This is a genomic window from Dialister sp., assembly GCF_047832375.1.
In the GTDB taxonomy this organism is placed as follows: domain Bacteria; phylum Bacillota; class Negativicutes; order Veillonellales; family Dialisteraceae; genus Dialister.
In genome coordinates, this window is the sequence record NZ_CP181256.1 from 893788 (window position 1) to 914801 (window position 21014).

Sequence of the window (21014 nt, forward strand, 5' to 3'; positions counted from 1 at the left end):
AGTCCTCTGCAGGACTCGCACATAGCCTGCACACTAAGCGAGCACCTTAGAGGCCGGCCGAAGTACCTCCGCCTTCCAAGGAAGGCGCCTGCTGCGGTGTCAATTGCACGTCATAGGGACAGAGTCTTTAGGGCCCCAACGGCGGCGGAGCCGATGTCTCCCTCAATCTCGGTCTCAATCTCAATCTCATCTGACGGAGGTTAGCTGATGGAGCGCCGCAGGCGGACCGGTTTTCCTAGCCGCTAGAAGCCAGCAGCTAAAAGCCCCCACCTGTTCGCACGCCGCTCAGCCACATATCTCCCGGCCCGCAGGGCCTGATCTGCACAAGGCTGAAGGCTCAAGGCCCCGCACGGTTGTAGCAAATCTGTCCGCCGCTCACTTCTTTTTCAGTACTTCCCAATTCCTCAGCAGCACCTTTTTTCCCCGCCAGGCGAAGGCGTATTCTTTGTATGTCCGGTCAAAGGCCCGGTTAGAGAGGGATTGGAGGGCCTCTTGAGAAAGGAAGGGGATCCGGGATTCCCGGATTTCCGGGAGCGGGGACGGTTTGGCCCTGCGGTTCCAGGGGCAGCAGCGCTGGCATTCATCACAGCCGAAGATGTAGGGGGTTCTTTGGAGGATTTCTTCTTCCTCCTCCGTGAGGTCCTCCTTTTTCTGGGTAAGGTAGGACTTGCAGTGCCAGGGGTTGAAGGTCTTCCCGCCCAACACCCTGCCGGGGCAGGCGCCGATGCAGGCATGGCAGCTGCCGCAGGATAGGGAAAGGGGCCTGTCGGGGGCAAGGGAAAGGGTGGTCAGTATGGTGCCGATGGTGACATAGGAGCCGTAGGTGGGGTTGATGAGGCAGTGGTTCCTTCCGAAGAAGCCGAGGCCCGCAGCGTAGGCGAGCCACCGGTCCACCATGGGGGAGGTATCGGTGAGGGGCAGGAAGGAGTCCCCGGGGTAGAGGGCTTTCATTTTCTCCACCATTTTTTCCATGTACCGGTGATTGATGCGGTGGTAGTCCTTTGGCCGGGCGTAGAGGGCAATGTTTGCCATTCCTTCATCCTCCGTCTTGTAGGGGAAAAGGATGACGAAAAAGGACCGGGCTCCGGGGAGAAGCTCCTCCGGGGCGAGGCGCCTGTCGATTTCCGGCGGCGCAAAGGGGACCGGACCGGTTTCGGAAAGATTTCTTTTGAGGGTATCTTCGAAAACGGCGCTGCAGGCGCCACAGGCGTCAAGGCCCAGGGACCGGGCGGCTTTGGCAAATTCCTCTTTCGGGTCCACAGTTTCACATCCTTTACAGAAAAAAATGGCGGCGCCGGAGCGCTGCCATTGATCGGTTATTTGACCATTCGTTTTGCCAGAAGTTCGCTTACCCGTTCCGTGGGCATATCATCGCTGTCATAGAGAAGGCCCTTGGGGCTCTTGATAATGAGCCGGTCCATAAGGTTCTGGCTGATGAGGTCGTTGGTGGCGGAAAGGAATGCCATGCAGGCTTTGTCGTGGTAATCTTTCGTGATGAGACGGGACAGGCCCGGCGCTTTCAGCCGCTGCTGGAGGAAGAGCTGGTGAATGGCTTTCCAGCTTTCCTTTTTCGGGCAGGCCCGGAGGAGTACGCAGATTTCGTAGCCCATGTCTTTCAGGTAGGAAATGTATTCCATGGTGTGGGATACGTTTTCCAGGGAACCTTCCTGGAGGATGTGGTACCGCCCTTCTGCCGCCTTTTTCATGGTAAGGTCTGAAAGATACCGGCCCTGTTCCATGGAGAAGTAGGCACAGTACTGGCCGTATTTCTTCATGAGCTTTTTGTACCGGGGATGGAAGCCCCGGAAATTGTCGCCCATGGACTGGACGATATTTCCATTGTACTCTTCAATGATCATGGAGGACATGCGGGTTTTCCCGGAGCCCGGCTGGCCGGCAATGATGAAGGCCATGGGGTGCTTCTGGTTACCGGTTTTATTTTCTTTGATGGAAGGCCATACGGTCCGTTCAAAGAGGTCATCCATTTCCGCCCGGTCAAATGCACTTTCTTTGGCAATGAGCTGGCGGGTCAGTTTCCCGTTCACAGGACGGAAGATCTGGTCTGCCATGTACTTCGTTTCGATATTGTATGCTTCCCGGAGCATGCTTACCTGGGTAGACATGGGGAGGCCCTGTCCTTTGCGGAGCTCTATAAGCGACATCTCACGGATGGTGGTACGCCACAGGCTGTACAGGCGGGCTTCATCGGCCCGGTCGATTTCCACGTCCCCCTTCATGGTCCAAAGCAGGTTGTGGATGGTGGTAAAGATTTCTCCATTCACTTCCAGCTGGATTCCGGGAGGGGTAATTTCCGCTGATTCACTTAATTCTTCTACTGTCCGCTCGTCATAGGGCATAGCCTGACCAACTCCTTTGCTAATTCATCTGTATACACTTGGCTTTATCATATCAGAGACTGCCGGTTTTGTCGAGAATACAATGCAGAGTTGAGAGTTGAGATTTGAGAGTTGAGGTGATCAGGCCCTGCGGGCCGGGGTCGGGTGGGGAAGTGAGCGTGCGAACGGGCGGGGGCTTCTAGCTGCTGGCTGCTGGCAACCAGGAGAGCTGGTCCGCCTGCGGAAAAAGAAAGAATTGAGAATTGAGTTTTGAGAATTGAGGTTCCGCGGCTTCGCTGCAGATTCACTCCCTGTCAGATTTGCTGACATCTCACCCCGCTGGAAAGGGGTTCGAAAATTTGCGCGCTGCTTTGCTCCGTCCTCCAAGGTGACACCGCCGGACAGAGGTTAGCCAACAGGATTGGCCCGAAGGGCCTGGCCACCTCAATTCTCTTCACTCAAATCTCAATTCTTTCTTTTTTCCGCAGTTCCTCCAGGTCCACCGCTTTTGGGGTGGCGAGGAGGGGGGAAGCGTTCCAGGGATGGTCGAAGGTTTGGATGCATTCCGTCACCGATTCGTAGGCTGCCTTTGCCAGGGAAGCGCCGAGCTCGGAGAAAGGACCGGCGTCGGTGAAGGCAGGACCCTTTGGGTCCGTGATGAAGGTAATGCCGTCGGTACCGGTACCGGTGGCGGGCTTCCCGTTATTTACGTCCGCAATACCCAGGTCATTCAGGGCAGCCGTTTTTCCTTCGGTGAGAGTAATAAGGACCCGGGCCATGATGCCATCAGGTAGGCTGCCATGGAAGAGGACCATCATATTGATGGTGCCCAGGGGGGCGAATTTCCCCTTTTCTTCCCGGTACAGGGGAGAAGAGGAGGCGCGGCAGGCGGTCTTTTCCACGCCGCCGGTAGTGATGGCTTCCACCAGCACCGGGCCGGAGCGGATGACTTTATGGGAATAGAGATTCACCTTCGCCGCCGTCAGGAGGACCGCACTTTCTTCGGGAACGGCACCGGCATCAGAAGCACAGCGGGCGAGCCAGGCTTTCACGGAGCCTCCGGGAAAATCCGATTCCCTTTCGTAGAAGGCGGTGAGTTTCCGGTTCATGGCGTAACGGACATTCCGGAAACCGCCGCCGTAGATGGCGGTGGACAGGGACCGGTGGGGCCGGTCAAAGGTAATGAGAAGGTTCTCCGGGGATACCGTAAGGGATGCGCTGGGAATCGAAAGGGGAATGGGGGTATGGGGATTGGATTGATTCATTTAGGTCACCTGGGGAATAGATATAAGATCGAGGTCGAGATCGAGGGGGATGGGACTGGAGGCCAAAAAAGTGAGGAGTGAGAAGTGAGGAGTGAGGAGTGGAGGTGCGCCGCAGCAGAATAATGGGGCGGCGCGGAGTTTGTATCCAGCGGCTCCGCCGCATCTATCTCGGGCTTTGGTGCAGACCGTATGGCCGAAGGCCAGGGGATGGGACTTCATTTGCGGCGCCAGCCGCTGTCAGGAAGTCTCCCTTTTTCAAAGGGAGATGTCTGCGGAAGCAGACAGAGGGATTCTGAAGGGCCCTGTGCTCTATGGAGTTGTAACCCCGTCACAGTCAACTATCGGAAAGATCTCTCGATTTTTTGACAATGCAGCAATTTTTGACTATAGCGTCACTACTCTGCTTACCACCCGAGGGGAAGCGTGTCAATGCTCGAGATGACGAGTGGGGATAGTGCCTGGGAAGCTGCTGGTTGTTAGCCTCCTTCCCTGGAAGGCGAGGTGTCCTGCAGAGGACCCTCGAGCCGGGCCCAAATTGGTGCCTTTACTGCACACTAAGGCACCTTCCTTTTGTGGCCCGGCGATGGCGCCGAAGGCGACGGAGGTTAGCTGATGGAGCGCCGCAGGCGAACAGGCTTTCCTGACAGTTGGGAGCTGGCCGCTGGAAGCCCTCGCAGGAACGCACGGCGCTCTACCATCCGTTACCTGGCCCGAAGGGCCTGATCCGCTCAAGGCTCAAGGCTGAAGGCTCAATGCCCACACCCGTTTGCACGCCCCCCAGCCACTCCTCAGCGCCGCAGGCTAGCCAGCTTTCCTAGAAGCTAAAAGCTCCGCACGTTCGCACGTCACCCAGCCATCCGCCAGAGTTGGCAAGCATGTTTACTTTACATTTCTATTATACCGAGGACCTTAGCCAAAACAAGCTTTCCCGCCTTACGGAGGGCTGTCATTGAAGTCATGGGGAAAATATGGTACCATGTAACTGAATTTTGTGTCAGTGAAAGATTGAATGAGGAGATTTCATGGTTATTATTCCTTATCTTGTGTTAGCAGCGGTGGCCCTGCTTTTCTTTTTTGTGTCTTACCTTATTATCTGCGGCGTACCGAAGCGGTTTAAGAAGAACAGCGAAGTCACCGATGATACTGTGGAAATCCCGCTGAAAAAAGCGCAGGAAACGCCAAAACCGGCACCGGCAGCTGCCAGATCAAAGGTGGATGATTCCACCCAGATTATCCCGGTGAAACGGAACCGTCCAAAGCCCGTCCATTTTGACGATGAAGAAGAAAAGACCCGGGTCTTCAACCGCAAGGATTTTGGAGAATCCAAGTCCCAGGACGCCTTTTCTTCCCACCTCAGCAAGGGACCCTTCCCGCCGGAACCGGAGCCCCATGTGCTCTCTTCCATGCCGGACCTGGACTCCCTGGAGGAATATTTCGTCCGCCACTTCCTGAACCGGTACGGCGCCGTTTCTACCACCGTGGAACAGGATACCCGGAAGGTGACCATGCACCTTATCGAAGGACTTCACATGAAGAACAAGGAAGCTGTGGATACCCTCACCCATATTATGGTGCAGGAAGCCATGCAGAATGCCCAGCGTACCTACGTCATGATGCCTACGCCGGTGGTACTGGAAATGGTGACCGATGCCTTTGGCGATGTGGCCCGGGGCAGCCGTTCCGATACGAAGACTATCCTGGCCTACGATGCCCTGAAAGCCATGCCCCGCATGGAGGAAAGCGAATTCCACGCCCTGGCGCTGCTCCTTATTTTCCACTATTCCCGGAATACGGACAACGTGGATGCCCAGCACCTGAAGCGGTATACGGAAAAGTATATTACCCCCTTCCTCTATAAACTGCCCGATGAATACACCGGGTATCAGCAGCTGGAATACCTGCACTGCGTTTCCCTGGAAAACAAGGATATCCCCTTCGGCCAGGTACTCCATGATTCGTATCCCTTGATCTTTGCATTCCGGGGCTGCATGAAGAGCGAACTGGCGGCGGCCTGGCCGTCCTGGCCGGAAGGCACCATTGTTCCGAGCCTTTACAATTCCTACGTGAAACCGGCGGCGGTGGATGAATCCACCCTGGCAGGCCTCTTCGATGACATGGGCCTGGAAGATGAAGTAACCAGAAGAAGCATTCTGGCCCTGGTGGAATCCCGCCCTGTCAATTACGACAGAAAGGAAATGGGCTATATCCTGGGCAAGGTATCGCCGAACCTGGAGAAGCTGCAGACTATCTGGGATAACAGCATGATCCGCCGTTCGTCCCTCACCCTCATGGGCATGTACATTGCCAAGATCTGCATCCGAGAAACCATTGGCGAAGATTTCGACCTGAGCCATTGGATGTGAGCAGGGCTGAAGCCCCTGCAAGTTAGGAGTGTGGAGTTAGGAGTGAGGAGTGCCGGTGGCGGCACACAATTCATATAGCGCCGCAATAGTAGGCCCTTTCCCAGCTAAGCCGGGCAGATGCTGTCCACTGAGGTCAGGCTTTGAGCCTTCAGCCTTGAGCCTTGAGCTGGTCCGCCTGCGGCACCTGTGTGGGCGAGCGGCGTGTGAACGAGCGGGGCTTCCAGCTTTTAGCTTCTAGCTGCCAGGAAAGCTGATCAGCCCGCGGCGCTTGTGTGTCTGGGTGGCGTGTGAACGTGTGGGGGCTTTTAGCTACTAGCGGCTAGCAACTAGGAAAGCTGATCAGCCTGCGGCGCTGCTTACGGTTGAACCCGTTGGCTTCTTCATGCCGCAGGCTGTCGAGCATTCTTGGAAGCTAGGAGCTAGCAACTAGAAGCCCCGTTCCAAATGACTCCGACCGTACTTCGTCGTAACCGCAGGACCTCAACTCTCAAATCTCAACTCTATTTATTACAACTTCATTCTGATTCAATGTTGAAAAAGCCGTACAAGCAGTATTAACTTTGAACCTCCTGCAACTGCCGGCAGCGGCAGTTTTTATTTTTGAAGAAGGGAACAGTCATGGGAATTTTTGATATCATAGGACCTATCATGGTGGGCCCCTCCAGTTCACATACCGCCGGTGCCGCCCGCATCGGGCAGACGGCTAGGGCCATTCTCGGGGAACCGGTGAAGGAGGCACGGATTACCCTCTACGGCTCCTTTGCCAAAACAGGAAAGGGCCACGGCACGGACCGGGCCCTGGCGGCGGGCCTCATGGGCTACGCGCCGGACAGCGGCACCATCCGGGATGCCCTCCGGATTGCACAGGAAAAGAATGTGGACATTTCCTTTTCCCTCTCCGAAGAGGACATGGGCCACCCCAATGTGGCAAAAATCGAAGCTTGGGGCGAAAAGGGAGCCCATGCTGTGATTATCGGCCGGTCCCTGGGCGGCGGCCGTATCATGATTACCAATATTGACGGTTACGACGTGGAAATCACGGGGGAAGAATATACGCTCCTCACCAGGCACCACGACAAGCCGGGGGTGGTGGCGAAGGTCTGCGAAGAACTGGCGATGGAACAGATCAATATTTCCACCATGCGCCTTTTCCGGAAAGGAAAGGGGAGTGAGGCGGTCATGATCATCCATACGGACCAGCCCGTACCGCCGGCGGTAGCGGAAAAAGTGAAAGATTCGAACGTAAATATTACTTACGTCATGGCATTGGATATTATCTGAGGAGGCCGTCATGGAATACCATTCGATGAAAGAACTGTTCGCCGTGGCGGACGTGGAAAAATGTTCGCCCGGTATTATTGCCTGCCGGGTAGAAGCGGAGGAAAGCGGAAAGAGCTATGAGCAGGTATGGGACCGCATGAAATATACGATTCCCGTTTTCCGGGAAGCTATCCGGAAAGGGCTGGCTGACACATCCAAGTCCGCCAGCGGCCTTGTGGGAGGCGACGGGAGCCGCCTGTTCAACGGAAATATGCGGTTCATGTCCCCCATCTGCCAGAAGGCGGCGTCCTATGCCATCGCCACGGCAGAGGCCAATGCGAAAATGTACCGCATCGTGGCCTGCCCTACGGCAGGGTCCTGCGGCATCCTGCCTGCTGTCCTTTCGGCAGTGGGAGAAGAGGTGAATGCGTCTATGTACGACTTCACCTGTGCCCTGTTTACGGCAGGAGCCATTGGCCGGGTGATTGCGGAAAAAGCATCCATTGCCGGCGCCGTAGGGGGCTGCCAGGCGGAATGCGGCGCGGCCTGCGGCATGGCAGCAGCGGCAGCGGTGGATCTCCTGAAGGGGTCCACGGAACAGATGGGCAATGCCTTCGCCCTGGCTTTGAAGAATATCCTGGGCCTGGTCTGCGACCCCGTAGGGGGCCTTGTGGAAGTGCCCTGCGTGAAACGGAACGCTTTCCACGCAGTCCATGCGCTCCTGGCGGCAGATATGGCTATGAACGGCATTAAGAGCGTCATCCCGCCGGATGAGGTGATCGAGGCCATGGGAGACGTGGGCCGAAGGCTGCCGGTGGAACTGAAGGAAACGAGCCGGGCGGGCCTGGCTATGACTAAGACCGGCCGGAAGATCAACGATGAACTCATGAGGCGGGCGAAGGAGATATAAGGAGATCGAGAGGGCCAGGCGGTGTGCGTCCGTGTGTGGGCCTTGAGCCTTCAGCCTTGAGCCTTGAGCTGGTCCGCCTGCGGCGCTTGTGTGGATGAGCGGCATGCGCCCATGTGGGGGCTTTTAGCTGCTAGCGGCTGGCAATTAGGAAAGCTGATCTGCCTGCGGCGCTTCCTACGGTTGAACCCATTAGCTTTTTCATGCCCTAGGCTGTTGAGCCTTCCTGGCAGCCAGGAGCTGGCAGCTAGAAGCCCTCATCCCTTCGCATCGACCCCAGCCACATACTACCTGCGGCGAAGCGGCTGGAACCTCAACTCTCAACTCTCAAATCTCAACTCTTTCATTTACAGGGACTGGATTCTCATGGAAGGATCCAATCCTTTTTTTGTCCGTCATGGTGGGGATTGCGGAAGACCGGTTAGCGGATAGCGGTAAAACCTTAAAACAAGAATCTCACAAAAATGGTATAATATCATAATGGCTTTATTATGCGTTGTTTACAGGAGGTAAGTCGTGGAAGAAGAACGGCTCACAGGAAATAAATATTACTATACAATTACGTACGGCTGTCAGATGAATGAAAGCGATACGGAACGTATCAACGGGCAGCTGGATGAACTGGGATATAAACCGGCGAAGCGGATGGAGGATGCGGATGTTGTCATCATGAATACCTGCTCCGTCCGGCAGAATGCGGAAGAAAAGGTGTACGGCAAAATCGGGGAAATCAAGAAGCTGAAGGAAAAGAATCCCCACATGCTCCTTGGCATTGCAGGCTGCATGGCCCAGGAAAACAAGGGAAAGCTCATCGAACGGATGCCGATTATCGATTTCGTCATGGGGCCTTACCATATCCATGACCTGAAGGACATTATCACAAAGGAAACTGCCAATGGCGGCCACGTGGTGAAGACGGAACGGAACCCCCACAGTGTCAGCGATTACAGTGAACTCCGGTCCGTGAGAAAGTCAAAGATTTTTGCCTGGGTTCCCATCATGCAGGGGTGCAACAAGTTCTGCACCTACTGCATCGTTCCTTACGTGCGGGGAAGGGAAATCAGCCGTACCATTCCCGATATCTGCCGGGAAATTCGCGGGCTTGCCAGCGAGGGGTACAAGGAAATCACTTTGCTGGGACAGAATGTGAATTCCTATGGCCTCGATTTCCGGAATGGTACCAACTTCGCCGACCTCATCCGGGCTATCGATGAAATCGACGGCATTGAACGGGTACGGTACATGACATCCCATCCCCGGGATATGACCTTTGACATGGTGGATGCCATGGCAGCGTCCCCAAAGGTGGTGCGGCACATGCATCTCCCCGTACAGCACGGATCCAATGAAATGCTGCGCCGCATGAACCGGGGCTATACCATCGAACATTTCAAGGAACTCCTTTCCTATGTGCGGGAAAAAATGCCGGACATTGCGGTCACCACGGACCTGATTACGGGATTCCCGGGAGAAACGGAAGCCATGCACGAAGAGACATTGAAGCTTCTGGAAGACCTGCGCTTTGATTCGGCGTATACCTTTATTTATTCCCCAAGAACCGGGACACCGGCAGCCCGGATGGAAGACCAGATCGACGACGAGACAAAGCATCGTCGGCTGCAGGAACTGATGGATACGGAAAATCCCATTTCCCTGGCCCTCAATAAAAAGATGGAAGGCCACACCTATGAAATCATCGTGGAAGGACCTTCCAAACAGGATGAAAACCACTGGTACGGCCGTACTTCTTCCAACAAGATGATCCTCTTCCCCTATAAAGAAGGCATCCATGTGGGAGATACGGTGAAGGCCAGGGTGGACCTGGCCCAGACCTGGGTACTGAAGGGGAAACTGGAAGATTGAGGATTCGGGCCGAAGGCCCGAAAGATCTAGGCCTAGGTCTAGATTTAGAACCTTAGCGGCAAAGCCGCAGACTTTTATCACTTTATTCTCAGGAGGGCGAAATGGCAAAGACTCCTTTAATGGCACAATATAAGCAGGTGAAGGATGGCTATAAGGACTGTCTCCTTTTCTATCGGCTCGGCGATTTCTATGAGCTCTTTTATGATGATGCCATCACCGCATCCCATGAGCTGGAACTGACGCTGACAGGAAAGAATGCGGGCCCTGAAGGCCGGGTGCCCATGTGCGGCATTCCATTCCATGCGGCGGAAATCTATATTTACCGGCTCATCCAGAAGGGCTACAAGGTGGCTATCTGCGAGCAGCTGGAGGACCCGAAGAAGGCGAAGGGACTCGTAAAAAGGGACGTTATCCGGGTCATTACACCGGGTACCATTCTTTTTGAGAATTCCATTGCCGATAAGTCCAACAATTACCTGATTTATATCATGGAAGGGGACAGGGAAATCGATGCGGTGCTGGCTGACGTTTCCACCGGTGAATGCTGGTGGGGGGTCTGGGACAAAAAGAAGGAAAAAGACGATTTCTTCGACATGCTTTCTGTCTATTCCCCGGCGGAAGCCATCTGCGCCGTGTCCGATGAATTCTACGGAAAACTGACCAGCTTCTGCGCCGCCCGGCTGGGGGCCTGCCTCATGTCCCGGTCCGAATCGGAAGAGGAAGGGGATATCCCGCCGGCTGCTGCCTCTATTGAAAACGACAATGTGCAGCTCGTTTTCCGGCGGCTGTCGGCTTACCTGAAGGATGTCATGAAAACCGAGGTGGCATCGTTCCATTCGGTGCAGCCCATGCGGGAAGACCATACGCTCACCCTTTCGGAGGAGTGCCTCCGGAACCTGGAAATTACCAGGAATATGAGGGACGGCGGCCGGAAAGGGACGCTCCTGGAACTCCTGGACTACACCCATACCGCCATGGGGGCACGGCTCCTGAAACGGTGGCTGGAGAGGCCGCTTACCGATGTGAACCGGATCACCCTCCGGCAGAATGGCATCGAAGAGCTCACCACCCACATGACGGAGCTCACAAATCTGGAGGACATGCTGTCCCAGGTCTTTGACTTTGAACGAATCCTGGGACGCATCGAGGCAAATTCCACATCCCCCAAGGACCTCCTGGCCCTGAAGGCGAGCCTGAAGATGGTGCCCCAGATCAAGAACCTTTTGGCCGGGGCGGGGTCGGTGATCCTGAAGAAGCTGAATGCCCAGATCGGCATCCACGGACCGGTGTATGACCTGCTGGACCGGTCCATGAATGAAAACGGCACCGGCAACATCCGGGACGGAAAGTACATTAAAGAAGGGTTTTCTTCGGAATTGGACGAAGTCCGTTCCCTTTCCGAAAACAGCCAGAAGTACATTGCGGACCTGGAGGAACGGGAGAAGGAAAAAACCGGCATTAAACTGAAAATCGGGTTCAATAACGTATTCGGCTATTATTTCGAAATTTCCAATGCCAATAAGATTCCGGTGCCTGCCTATTACATGAGAAAGCAGACCCTGGTGAATGCGGAGCGCTACATAACGCCGGAGCTGAAGGAGTTCGAAGCGAAGGCGCTGACGGCGAAAGAAAAGACGGAGGAACTGGAACTCAAGATTTACCAGGCCGTGAAGGCGGAAATCCGTCCGGAAATCCCGGATATGCAGAAGACAGCGCGGGCCCTGGCCCAGCTGGACTGCCTCTCCAGCCTCGCCCGGGCAGCCCTGAAGGACCGGTATGTGAAGCCACAGATTACCAACGCCAGGGAAGGCCGGATTTCCATTAAAGACGGCCGGCACCCCATGGTGGAGCATGCGCTGAAGCGGGAAATGTTCGTACCTAACGATACGGAACTGAACCACAATGACCAGGAAATTCTCGTCATCACGGGCCCGAATATGGCGGGCAAGTCCACTTACATGCGGCAGGTGGCGGTGCTCACCATTATGGCCCAGGTGGGGTCTTTCATTCCCGCCAGGAGCGCTTCTTTCTCGCCGGTGGACCGCATATTCACCCGGGTAGGAGCCAGCGACGATATTTCCACAGGCCAGAGTACGTTCATGGTGGAAATGCAGGAGGTGTCCCATATCCTCCGGAATGCCACGAAGAACAGCCTCATCCTTCTCGATGAAATCGGCCGGGGCACCAGTACCTACGACGGCATGAGCATTGCCCGGGCGGTGGTGGAGTATATCGATGAAAAAATTCACGGATTTACCCTCTTCGCCACCCATTACCATGAACTGTCGGACATGGCGGACCACAGCAGCCATATCAAAAATTACACGGTCACCGTGAAGGAACGGGGAAAGGATATTACCTTCCTCAGGCGCATCGTGCCGGGCTGCGCCGACCGGAGTTACGGTATCCACGTGGCCAGGCTTGCAGGGCTGCCGGAATCCCTTTTGAAACGGGCAGATGATATCCTCCAGGGATTGGAAGAAAAGGACGGCGTTAAGCCCACTGCCGCCCCTGCAAAACAGGGACAGGACAGTCCCATGGGAATGGATCTCTTCACGTCCCCCATTATTGATGAACTGGCGAACATGGATGTCATGAGCAAGACTCCCATTGAGGCCATGGAAATCCTGTTCCGCCTCAGCAAGGAAGCAAAGGAGGGAAGATAATGGCACTGATTCATGTGCTCGATGAAGTTACGGCAAACCAGATCGCCGCCGGTGAAGTGGTGGAACGTCCGGTGAATGCGGTGAAAGAACTGGTGGAAAACGCAGTGGACGCTTCTGCCCATGAAATTGAAGTGGAAATTGCAGACGGCGGCATGACCTATATCCGGGTCACCGATGACGGCTGCGGCATGTCCGAGGAAGATGCCAGGCTGTCGGTCATCCGCCATGCCACCAGCAAGATTTCCTCGGTGGATAATATTTACCATATCGCTTCCTTGGGATTCCGGGGAGAAGCACTCCCCAGCATTACCTCCGTTTCCCGGTCTTCCATCACCACCCGCCGGAATGAGGACGTGGAAGGCACGGTGCTGGAAATGGAGGGGGGAGAGATCAAAGAAGTCAAACCCTGCGGCGCACCGGCGGGGACTACGGTGGAGGTGCGGGACCTTTTCTACAACGTACCGGCCCGCAAGAAATTTCTGAAATCCGAGCGCACCGAGTCCAGCCGCATCAACAGCATGGTGGGAAAGCTGGCCCTGGCAAATCCGGATATTGCGTTCCGCCTCATCAATAATGGCCGCACCGTCATCGAGACCCCCGGCAACGGACGCCTTATGGATGTGGTTTCCGCCCTCTACGGCACAAAGACGGCCGGAGAAATGCTGGAAGTGAAGGATGAAGGAAATGAGGTCTTCCTGGAAGGTCTCATTTCCAAGCCATCCCTTCTGAAAAGCAGCCGCCAGTACCAGACCATTATCATCAATCGAAGGGTCGTAGAAAGTGCGGTGGTCACGAAGGCTGTGGATAACGCCTACCATTCCCTGCTCCCAAAGAACGGGTATCCACTCATGGTCCTTTCGTTTCAGGTGCCGCCGGAGACTATTGATGTCAATGTGCATCCCCAGAAGAGGGAAATCAAATTCTCCGATGAACAGGCCCTGTTCCGCCTCGTGTACCACGCAGTGCTTGGAACATTAACCTCCCAATCCACGGCGGACACCATAGCCCGGGAAATGATCCGGGACCCGGGCCATGAAATCGTCCATGGCGGCAGCTTCAAACCCGGGGATATCCGGGTGGAAGACCATCCTTCAGGAAAGCCGGACATCGGCCTTTCGGAAGAGACGGCGCCAAAGAGGTCCTGGGGAGAGCCGGCGGCCCAGGCTTACCATCCCAGTGCCCATCCGCCTTTTACAGGCGGGGGACAGGGACCTTCCCGGGAAGAATCCTACGTGCCTGATACGGACAGGAAGGACCTTTTCTCCAGCCGCTCCGTATTTAATGGGTACAGGAAGGAAGGGGAAAATCCGGAAGACCGGAAGGCGGTCACGGCGGATCCCCTTTTTGAAGAAGAAAAACAGGAGGACCCGGTGATCCCCCTGGGACAGGTATCGGACTGCTTCATCCTCTGCCAGCACGGGAAGGACCTCCTCATCATTGACCAGCATGCGGCCCATGAACGGGTGCGGTATGACCATCTGGCACAGCGGGCGGAGGGAATCCCGGTCCAGGAGATCCTCATTCCCTACCTCATCCATGTGGACAGCGAAGATATTCCTCTCCTGATGGATAAGAAAGAGGACATCGAAAGGCTGGGAATCACCTTCGAACAGGCGGGACCTGATGTGATCCGCATTACCGGGGCGCCGGAAGACCTGTCCCAGACAGAAATGGAACGGGTGGTTGAGGAACTGGTGAAGGCGTACCATGAAAAGGATGTGCCTTCCCCGGAAACCATGCGTCACCGCATGATGGCCTACGCCGCCTGCCGGGGCGCCATCAAGCGGGGGGATCCCCTGAATATCCGGCAGATGAAGGAACTCATTACGGACCTTTTCCATACGTCCCGTCCCTTTGTGTGTCCCCACGGCCGGCCCACCATTGTGAAGTTCACACCTACGGAACTGGGAAGGCTGTTCAAACGGCCATGACCATGGGAATCACCACCATACGGAATGTGACAAGGCCTGTGAAAGAAGAGGCCTGGGCAAGGGCAGAGGCACTGGGACTTCCTTATTTCCGCCGGGAAGGCACATTGGATGACATGATGACCGCCTTCCGTCTGGAGGGGCTCCTGGTGTATGGGAAAGACCTTCCCTATTACTACGGCGGTGGGGGAGAGTACCATTACCATTTCGGCACATCGGTGCTCAGGAAAGGGCAGATGGAGCAGGGCCATGAAGACCGGCTCTGCCGTCTCCTTCCCCATAAAGAGGACCTGACGGTGCTGGATGCCACCTTTGGCCAGGGCGGGGACTCCCTCACCATGAGCTGGTTTCTGGGGGATAGGGGCCATGTGACGGCTCTGGAGAAAAGCACAGCTCTTTGGGAAATCGGCCAGGCCGCCATCGATTCCTATGAGGATTCGAAGGAAGAAGGACTGACCCGGGCTCTTCGGCGGATTACCCTCATCCATGAAGATTTCCGGACATTCCTTGAAAAAGCAAAGCCAAAGAGCTTTGATGTCATTTATTTTGATCCCATGTTCAAGGCGCCGGTGAAGCGGAGAGAAAACAATATGGAGGGGTTCCGAAAGGCAGCGGCCTATGACTCCCTGACAGAAGAAATCCTTGGCCTGGCCCAAAGGACAGCGGCCATGAGAATTATCGTGAAGGAGCGGCCCTTTTCCCGCCTCTTTTCTACAGGGCTCTTCCATTTTGTGGACAGGAGAAAAGGACAGAGTACAGCTTACGGGGTGATGGATGTATGAAAAAAGACAGGCTCATAACCATACTGGGACCTACGGCGTCGGGCAAAACGGATCTTTCTATATACCTGGCAAAAGCGCTGGGGTCATCCATTATTTCCGGAGACGCTTTCCAGATCTACCGGCACATGGATATCGGTACCGCCAAAGTCACGAAAGAAGAGGCCCGGGGAGTGCCCCATTATCTGGTGGATGAACTGGAGCCTTCCGAGTCCTATTCGGCGGCTGATTTCCAGGAGAAGGCCAAGAAGATTATCCATAGAGAAAACGAAGCGGGCCGCATCCCCATTGTCTGCGGCGGTACGGGCCTCTATATCCAGGGGCTCCTGGAGGGGTATTCCTTCCTTCCCAAGGGAAAGGGACGGAGCCAATGGGAGACACTGCTGGAGGAAAAAGGAAAGGAAGCCCTCATTCAGGCACTGGAGGCGAAGGGAGAAAAAGATATTCCCCCCGATCCTCAGCGGATGGTCCGTAAACTGGAGCTCCTGGAGGCGGGAGAGGGAATGGAAAAGCCAAAAAAGGCGGATTCCCTCCTTTTTGATGGGCCTGTTTTGGGAATTGCTATGGACAGGGCCGTTTTATATGATAGAATAAATAAGCGAGTCCATCTCATGATTGAAGCAGGACTCCTGGACGAAGTCAGGCATCTCCTGGCCTCCGGCCTTTCTGAATCATCCCAGGCGCTGAAGGGGATTGGGTATAAAGAACTCATTCCTGTGGTGAAGGGGGAGCGGACCTTAGAGGAAGGGGAAGCGCTGATCCAGAAAAATACCAGGCACTTTGCCAAAAGGCAGCTCACCTGGTATAGACGAATGCCATATATTCACTGGGTGGAACGCGGTCCATCAGAAGAAGACATATGGTACAGGGAAATCAAGGCCTATGTCATTTCATATTTCAGAGGAGAAAACAACGATGGAAGGTAAACTGAATCTGCAGGATACATTTTTAAATGAAGCAAGGAAGGAAAATGCACCGGTAGCCATTTTCCTGATGAATGGAGTCCAGCTGAAGGGCCGGGTCAAGTCCTTTGACAGCTTTACGGTTCTCCTGGTCAGCGAAAACCGTTCCCAGCTCATTTATAAACACGCTATATCAACAATTCAAAGGATCTGATGACAACAAATGAATAAAAAACTGGAACAGGTACAGAAAGAGGCGCTTGCTCTTTGTGCGCCTGTTTTTCATGAAATGGAAGAGATATCCCTTTTCAACACACAGAAAGTACTGGAAGCATTCCGGAAACACCATCTTTCCGCCTATCATTTTGCAGCGTCCAACGGCTATGGCTACGGGGACCCGGGCAGGGAAAAACTGGAAGAAATCTGGTGCGACGTTTTCCACGCAGAAAGTGCACTGGTGCGGCCGCAGTTCGTGTCCGGCACCCATGCCCTGGCCACGGTGCTCCTGGCTCTCCTGAATCCGGGGGATACCATGGTTTCTGCTGTAGGAGCTCCCTATGACACCATGGAAAGTGTCATTGGCATTACGGGTAATGCGCCGGGAAACCTGAAATCCAAAGGGGTCCATTATAAAGAAGTTCCCCTGAAGGGTAATACCTATGACCTTCAGGCCATTTCCGACGCCGTGGATGAACATACGAAACTCGTAGAAATCCAGCGGTCCCGGGGATACATGCTCCGGGATTCCCTTTTCCCGTCGGACATTAAAAAAATCATTGACACCGTAAAGGCAAAGAATCCGGATACCATCTGCTTCGTGGATAACTGCTACGGCGAATTTACAAACAAAGAAGAACCGATTGAACTGGGCGCCGACATCACTGCCGGTTCCCTCATCAAGAATGCCGGCGGCGGTTTGGCTCCCACGGGGGCCTACATCTGCGGCCGGAAGGACCTGGTGGAACTGTGCTCCTATGTATGGACTGCCCCGGGCCTTGGTGCGGAAATGGGATCCTATGCCGCTTCCTACCGCCCCTTCTTTGAAGGACTCTTCCTGGCACCCCACATGACAAGACAGGCCATGATGAGCGCTGAATTCTGCTCTGCCGTCTTCAAGCTCCTGGGATTCAAGACTTCCCCGGAACCGGGACACCTCCGGACAGACCTTATTACCACGGTGACACTGGACTCGGAAGAAAACATGTGCCGCTTTGCAGAAGCCATCCAGAACTGGTCTCCCGTGGACTCCGATGCCACACCGGTGCCGGGTCCCATGCCGGGATACGTGGACCCCATTATCATGGCGGCAGGCACCTTTGTCCAGGGCTCCACTATTGAAATGTCCGCTGATGGCCCTGTGCGCCCGCCGTACGTGATGTACTTCCAGGGGGGGCTCACCTTCGAACACGCCCAGCTGGCCATCATGGGAGCTGCAGAAAAGGTACTGGAAGCCCAGGGGAAGATGTGAGAAAGATTGAGACCGGAATTGAGGGGACCGAAGGTCTGAAGGTCCAGATTCAGGCCCAGATCTAGCCCCCCAGCGGCTTCGCCGAATTCTATCTCTTCAAATCCTCATATAAATAAAATCATTACACAGACTTAACATTTCTGACCATCCGTGGTATAATAGTTCTCGTCATGGGGCTATAGCTCAGTTGGTCAGAGCGCTTCGCTCACATCGAAGAGGTCTCCGGTTCGAACCCAGATAGTCCCACCATAACCCGCCTGCGGCGGGTTTTTTATTGTCTTTTACTGTCCTGTAAAAGGCAGCTCCGGGATAGATTGACGAATGAAAAGGAAATGCTGCGGCCTTTGGCAAGGACACTGTCCGTTGTATAAGGCTGTGCCTCCGGCAGGGCTGTGGCCTTTGGCAAGGGTGATGGTGGCGGCGCGCAGATCAGATAGCGCCGCAGTTTTATATTATCGCAGCCATGCAGGCCCATCGAGTAGGAGGCGGGCTTCGGCCCGCCGACCTCTCACACCACCGTACGTACCGTTCGGTATACGGCGGTTCTTTAGTTTTCGCATTCCTGCTTATGCAAGTCTGCGATGATGTTGTTGTTTTCAGCAATCCTCACATGGATGGGCACTTCGGCATATCCCTGCTGTTCCGCAGCTGCTTTCTGCCAGTAGTCTTCTTTCTGAAGTTGTCTGCCTTTAAGCCCATGGTTGGTTACTTTCATTGACTAACATCTCCTAAAGTTCAGCCCTTCCCAGATGCCTATGAGCCATCTGGTACTATGGCCTCTGCTGACCTCTCACGGCAAATCTTATTTCAACCACAGCACAGCCCAGTAAATACAGCCTTATTCTGCTGTGTCCGTGAGACCTCCCCAGGTAAGAACGCACTCTTTCTCTCCATATATCCGCCACATGTACTCTGCAGGATTCCGTACAGCTATGGGACTTCAGTTTGTGCAGCAACCTTATCCATCCTGCCGTAGCCTTATGTGGTTCTTGTACATCGGACCGGAGATTTGCCTGCACCTTCCTTCAGATTCCACCTCACGATGGACACCCTTGGTGTTCGGCTATGACCTTCCCGCTGTCGGGCGGTCTAGGGACTTTCACCCTTAAGAGTGCGCCCATGCTGGGCACACTTGGAGATGGCAGTCCTGCATAGGACTGCCAAGTTTGGCCTGAATATAAAAGACTCTTAGCCTGCCCATAAAGCGCCTTCCTTATCGGCCATCCATCCCGCGCCAAAGGCGCAGTATGGATGCGGCGAAGCCGCGAAACCTCAAATCTCAACTCTCAAATCTCAACTCTCAACTCTGTCTTTCCCAACAGTCTATATTCACGTATTCTTCCATTCATGATACTTATTCATGGTATGTTTCTAAAGGAATATGGATTTTTCTTATTTTTATCGGGAAGATTGTGAAAGATTGTGGTAATATAGGGCAGTACTCGAAATCTCGTAATTAAACATATCAGGAGGATTATATGATTACCGGCGATATCAATCATCTGGAAGAATACAAAAAACAGCTGCCTTCTTTTATTTACCAATGCCTTAATGCTGTGAAGACATTTCCATTTGATGACAGGCTCGATGGCAAGTACGACATCTGCGGCTGCTCCATGTCTGTGGAGTCTCCCGCTACAGAAAGAGTGGAGGATCGGAAACTGGAGGGCCATAAAAAATTTATAGATATCCAGTTTGAAATCCGGGGGGAAGAAGAATGGATCGGCGTGGAAACATCCTTTGAAGCGGGACCCTGTATAGAGGCCCATGAAGACAGGGATCTCTATTTCTATGAATCCGGTAAAAACGGGGAATCCCGCATCTATTTCACCACTGGCCGGTTTGCGGTGTTCTTCCCGGAGGACCTGCACCGTCCCCTCTGCATGGGGGAGAAGGGAGCCCTTACACTTCGGAAAGCGGTGGTGAAGGTGCCGGTGGACCGGGTATAAATATTACACAGGATTTACAGGAATGACCATTGGTCTATATTGACTATTAGTCAACAATTTGTTATTATAAGAAAGATTCATAAGGGCAGGATAGTTTCGTTTGACAATGACCTGCCCTGCCATCTTTTTCAAGGGGGTTATGTATGAGATATAAGAAGTTAGCTGCCGCTGTCATGGCAGCCGGTTTCCTTCTGTCCGCCGGCGCGCTCATGGGCGGATGCGGCTCTTCCAAACAGGCAGGAGCCCAGCAGCAGGCCATGAAGGTAACGACCTTTAAGCCCTTCAAATCGGATACTCCGATTATGAGGGAATATACCGGCTCTATCATGGCGCTGCAGGAAGTACCGGTAAGGTCCAAGGTGTCCGGTACGGTGATGGAAAAATATATTTCCGGCGGTGCCCAGGTAGTCCAGGGGCAGCCCCTTTTCCGGCTGGATACGAGAAATTATTCTTCCAGCCTTGCAGCAGCCCAGGCCAGCGCGGCCCAGGCCTCTGCCAATTATGAAAACGCCAGCCGGGACCTGGCCCGTTATGACCAGCTGATCCAGTCCGGCGCCATTTCCCAGAAGACCTATGACAGCCAGAAAGCAGCCACCGATGCTTACAAGGGCGTGCTGGATGCAGCGGAAGCCCAGGTGAATATCGCTTCCAATAACCTGAACGATACCATCGTGGTGGCTCCATTCAACGGTACCCTTTCCATGGATGACGTGAACGTAGGTACCTATGCCACCGCAGGGAATACGGCTCTGGTGACTATTTCTTCTTCGGACCCCATTTATGTACAGTTCGATATGTCTGAAAGTGAATACCTGTCCCTGAAGAAAGAGAATAAGGAACTGGGGGATAACCTGAAGCTTCGCCTTTCTGATGGTACTCTCTATGGGGAAACAGGCAAGATTGTCCAGGTGAACCCCTCCATGACCGGCGGCCAGCTCTCCATGAAGGCCGCTTTCCCGAACCCCGATAACCTCCTTGTACCCGGTATGTATGCTTCCATCGTTTCGGATAACGAAATTGCCAAGGGCAGTATCCTCATCCCCACAAAGGCCCTTGTACAGCTCCTGGATAAGGATATGGTGGACGTGGTGGTAGATGGCAAGGTAAAACAGAAAGCCGTTAAAGTCGGCGGAACCTATGGCATTTACTCCATTATTGTAAGCGGCATTGACTCGAATGATGAAATCATTGTGGATGGCCAGAATAAAGTGAAAGTCGGCCAGGCCGTGGAGGCTGAAGAAACGACAAAAGATAAACTGGAGTCCGATGCTGCGGCATCTGTCAAAGGCCAGACCGCTTCCGACCGCAACAACGGAAAGTAAGGTGGG

General features: G+C 54.3%; 16 protein-coding genes and 1 tRNA gene. 13 read left to right on the top strand and 4 right to left on the bottom strand.

What is annotated here, in order from left to right:
* Nucleotides 1-375: 375 nt before the first annotated feature.
* The 3 genes from ACFWUL_RS03695 to ACFWUL_RS03705 all read right to left on the bottom strand — a co-directional run bounded on the left by ACFWUL_RS03695 (nt 376) and on the right by ACFWUL_RS03705 (nt 3601).
* Complete coding sequence (locus ACFWUL_RS03695) at nt 376-1260, bottom strand: epoxyqueuosine reductase (protein ID WP_416177837.1); 885 nt, start codon at nt 1258-1260, stop codon at nt 376-378.
* A 56-nt stretch (nt 1261-1316) separates the two neighbouring features.
* Nucleotides 1317-2357, bottom strand: coding sequence for a zeta toxin family protein (locus tag ACFWUL_RS03700; protein ID WP_297020735.1), 1041 nt, complete (start codon nt 2355-2357; stop codon nt 1317-1319).
* 437 nt (nt 2358-2794) lie between these two features.
* The gene (locus ACFWUL_RS03705; RefSeq protein WP_416177838.1) at nt 2795-3601 is read right to left on the bottom strand and encodes an adenosylcobinamide amidohydrolase; all 807 of its coding nucleotides are present in this window, start codon (nt 3599-3601) and stop codon (nt 2795-2797) included.
* 1022 nt (nt 3602-4623) lie between these two features.
* Here ACFWUL_RS03705 and ACFWUL_RS03710 point away from each other — a divergent pair.
* The 11 genes from ACFWUL_RS03710 to ACFWUL_RS03760 all read left to right on the top strand — a co-directional run bounded on the left by ACFWUL_RS03710 (nt 4624) and on the right by ACFWUL_RS03760 (nt 17986).
* Complete coding sequence (locus tag ACFWUL_RS03710) at nt 4624-5964, top strand: LPO_1073/Vpar_1526 family protein (protein ID WP_416177839.1); 1341 nt, start codon at nt 4624-4626, stop codon at nt 5962-5964.
* A 618-nt stretch (nt 5965-6582) separates the two neighbouring features.
* Nucleotides 6583-7245: an L-serine ammonia-lyase, iron-sulfur-dependent subunit beta gene (sdaAB, locus tag ACFWUL_RS03715; RefSeq protein WP_416177840.1), complete on the top strand. Its 663-nt coding sequence runs from the start codon at nt 6583-6585 to the stop codon at nt 7243-7245.
* Nucleotides 7246-7255: 10 nt separating this feature from the next.
* Nucleotides 7256-8134, top strand: a complete 879-nt coding sequence (gene sdaAA, locus ACFWUL_RS03720) for an L-serine ammonia-lyase, iron-sulfur-dependent, subunit alpha (RefSeq protein ID WP_297041411.1) — start codon at nt 7256-7258, stop codon at nt 8132-8134.
* A gap of 513 nt (nt 8135-8647) precedes the next feature.
* Complete coding sequence (miaB, locus tag ACFWUL_RS03725) at nt 8648-9994, top strand: tRNA (N6-isopentenyl adenosine(37)-C2)-methylthiotransferase MiaB (RefSeq protein WP_416177841.1); 1347 nt, start codon at nt 8648-8650, stop codon at nt 9992-9994.
* 101 nt (nt 9995-10095) lie between these two features.
* The gene (gene mutS, locus ACFWUL_RS03730; protein WP_416177842.1) at nt 10096-12660 is read left to right on the top strand and encodes a DNA mismatch repair protein MutS; all 2565 of its coding nucleotides are present in this window, start codon (nt 10096-10098) and stop codon (nt 12658-12660) included.
* On the top strand, nt 12660-14591 hold the full coding sequence (gene mutL / locus ACFWUL_RS03735; protein WP_416177843.1) for a DNA mismatch repair endonuclease MutL: 1932 nt from the start codon (nt 12660-12662) through the stop codon (nt 14589-14591). The genes mutS and mutL overlap by 1 nt, the downstream gene beginning before the upstream one ends.
* Nucleotides 14588-15370, top strand: coding sequence for a class I SAM-dependent methyltransferase (locus tag ACFWUL_RS03740; protein WP_416177844.1), 783 nt, complete (start codon nt 14588-14590; stop codon nt 15368-15370). Before mutL ends, ACFWUL_RS03740 begins: the two co-directional genes overlap by 4 nt.
* Nucleotides 15367-16293: a tRNA (adenosine(37)-N6)-dimethylallyltransferase MiaA gene (gene miaA / locus ACFWUL_RS03745; RefSeq protein WP_416177845.1), complete on the top strand. Its 927-nt coding sequence runs from the start codon at nt 15367-15369 to the stop codon at nt 16291-16293. Before ACFWUL_RS03740 ends, miaA begins: the two co-directional genes overlap by 4 nt.
* A complete protein-coding gene (hfq, locus tag ACFWUL_RS03750; RefSeq protein WP_297020704.1) occupies nt 16283-16483 on the top strand; it encodes an RNA chaperone Hfq in 201 nt (66 codons plus the stop codon). Before miaA ends, hfq begins: the two co-directional genes overlap by 11 nt.
* A gap of 9 nt (nt 16484-16492) precedes the next feature.
* A complete protein-coding gene (locus tag ACFWUL_RS03755; protein WP_416177846.1) occupies nt 16493-17737 on the top strand; it encodes an aminotransferase class I/II-fold pyridoxal phosphate-dependent enzyme in 1245 nt (414 codons plus the stop codon).
* A 172-nt stretch (nt 17738-17909) separates the two neighbouring features.
* A tRNA-Val gene (locus ACFWUL_RS03760) sits at nt 17910-17986 on the top strand.
* Nucleotides 17987-18284: 298 nt separating this feature from the next.
* Here the strand turns inward: ACFWUL_RS03760 and ACFWUL_RS03765 are convergent.
* Complete coding sequence (locus ACFWUL_RS03765) at nt 18285-18452, bottom strand: hypothetical protein (protein WP_416177847.1); 168 nt, start codon at nt 18450-18452, stop codon at nt 18285-18287.
* Nucleotides 18453-19215: 763 nt separating this feature from the next.
* Between ACFWUL_RS03765 and ACFWUL_RS03770 the strand changes: the two genes are divergently transcribed.
* Both ACFWUL_RS03770 and ACFWUL_RS03775 read left to right on the top strand, forming a co-directional pair.
* The gene (locus tag ACFWUL_RS03770; protein ID WP_416177848.1) at nt 19216-19686 is read left to right on the top strand and encodes a YhcH/YjgK/YiaL family protein; all 471 of its coding nucleotides are present in this window, start codon (nt 19216-19218) and stop codon (nt 19684-19686) included.
* A gap of 143 nt (nt 19687-19829) precedes the next feature.
* Nucleotides 19830-21008 (top strand): efflux RND transporter periplasmic adaptor subunit, encoded by a 1179-nt coding sequence (locus tag ACFWUL_RS03775; protein WP_416177849.1) that lies wholly within the window; start codon nt 19830-19832, stop codon nt 21006-21008.
* The last annotated feature ends 6 nt before the right edge of the window (nt 21009-21014 follow it).

Excerpts from the sequence above, each read along its gene's own strand:
- ACFWUL_RS03705 (WP_416177838.1), bottom strand. The coding sequence starts at position 3,601 with ATGAATCAATCCAATCCCCATACCCCCATTCCCCTTTCGATTCCCAGC.
- mutL (WP_416177843.1), top strand. The coding sequence starts at position 12,660 with ATGGCACTGATTCATGTGCTCGATGAAGTTACGGCAAACCAGATCGCC.
- ACFWUL_RS03740 (WP_416177844.1), top strand. The coding sequence starts at position 14,588 with ATGACCATGGGAATCACCACCATACGGAATGTGACAAGGCCTGTGAAA.
- sdaAA (WP_297041411.1), top strand. The coding sequence starts at position 7,256 with ATGGAATACCATTCGATGAAAGAACTGTTCGCCGTGGCGGACGTGGAA.
- ACFWUL_RS03700 (WP_297020735.1), bottom strand. The coding sequence starts at position 2,357 with ATGCCCTATGACGAGCGGACAGTAGAAGAATTAAGTGAATCAGCGGAA.
- ACFWUL_RS03710 (WP_416177839.1), top strand. The coding sequence starts at position 4,624 with ATGGTTATTATTCCTTATCTTGTGTTAGCAGCGGTGGCCCTGCTTTTC.
- sdaAB (WP_416177840.1), top strand. The coding sequence starts at position 6,583 with ATGGGAATTTTTGATATCATAGGACCTATCATGGTGGGCCCCTCCAGT.
- ACFWUL_RS03770 (WP_416177848.1), top strand. The coding sequence starts at position 19,216 with ATGATTACCGGCGATATCAATCATCTGGAAGAATACAAAAAACAGCTG.
- miaA (WP_416177845.1), top strand. The coding sequence starts at position 15,367 with ATGAAAAAAGACAGGCTCATAACCATACTGGGACCTACGGCGTCGGGC.
- mutS (WP_416177842.1), top strand. The coding sequence starts at position 10,096 with ATGGCAAAGACTCCTTTAATGGCACAATATAAGCAGGTGAAGGATGGC.
- ACFWUL_RS03765 (WP_416177847.1), bottom strand. The coding sequence starts at position 18,452 with ATGAAAGTAACCAACCATGGGCTTAAAGGCAGACAACTTCAGAAAGAA.
- hfq (WP_297020704.1), top strand. The coding sequence starts at position 16,283 with ATGGAAGGTAAACTGAATCTGCAGGATACATTTTTAAATGAAGCAAGG.
- ACFWUL_RS03775 (WP_416177849.1), top strand. The coding sequence starts at position 19,830 with ATGAGATATAAGAAGTTAGCTGCCGCTGTCATGGCAGCCGGTTTCCTT.
- ACFWUL_RS03755 (WP_416177846.1), top strand. The coding sequence starts at position 16,493 with ATGAATAAAAAACTGGAACAGGTACAGAAAGAGGCGCTTGCTCTTTGT.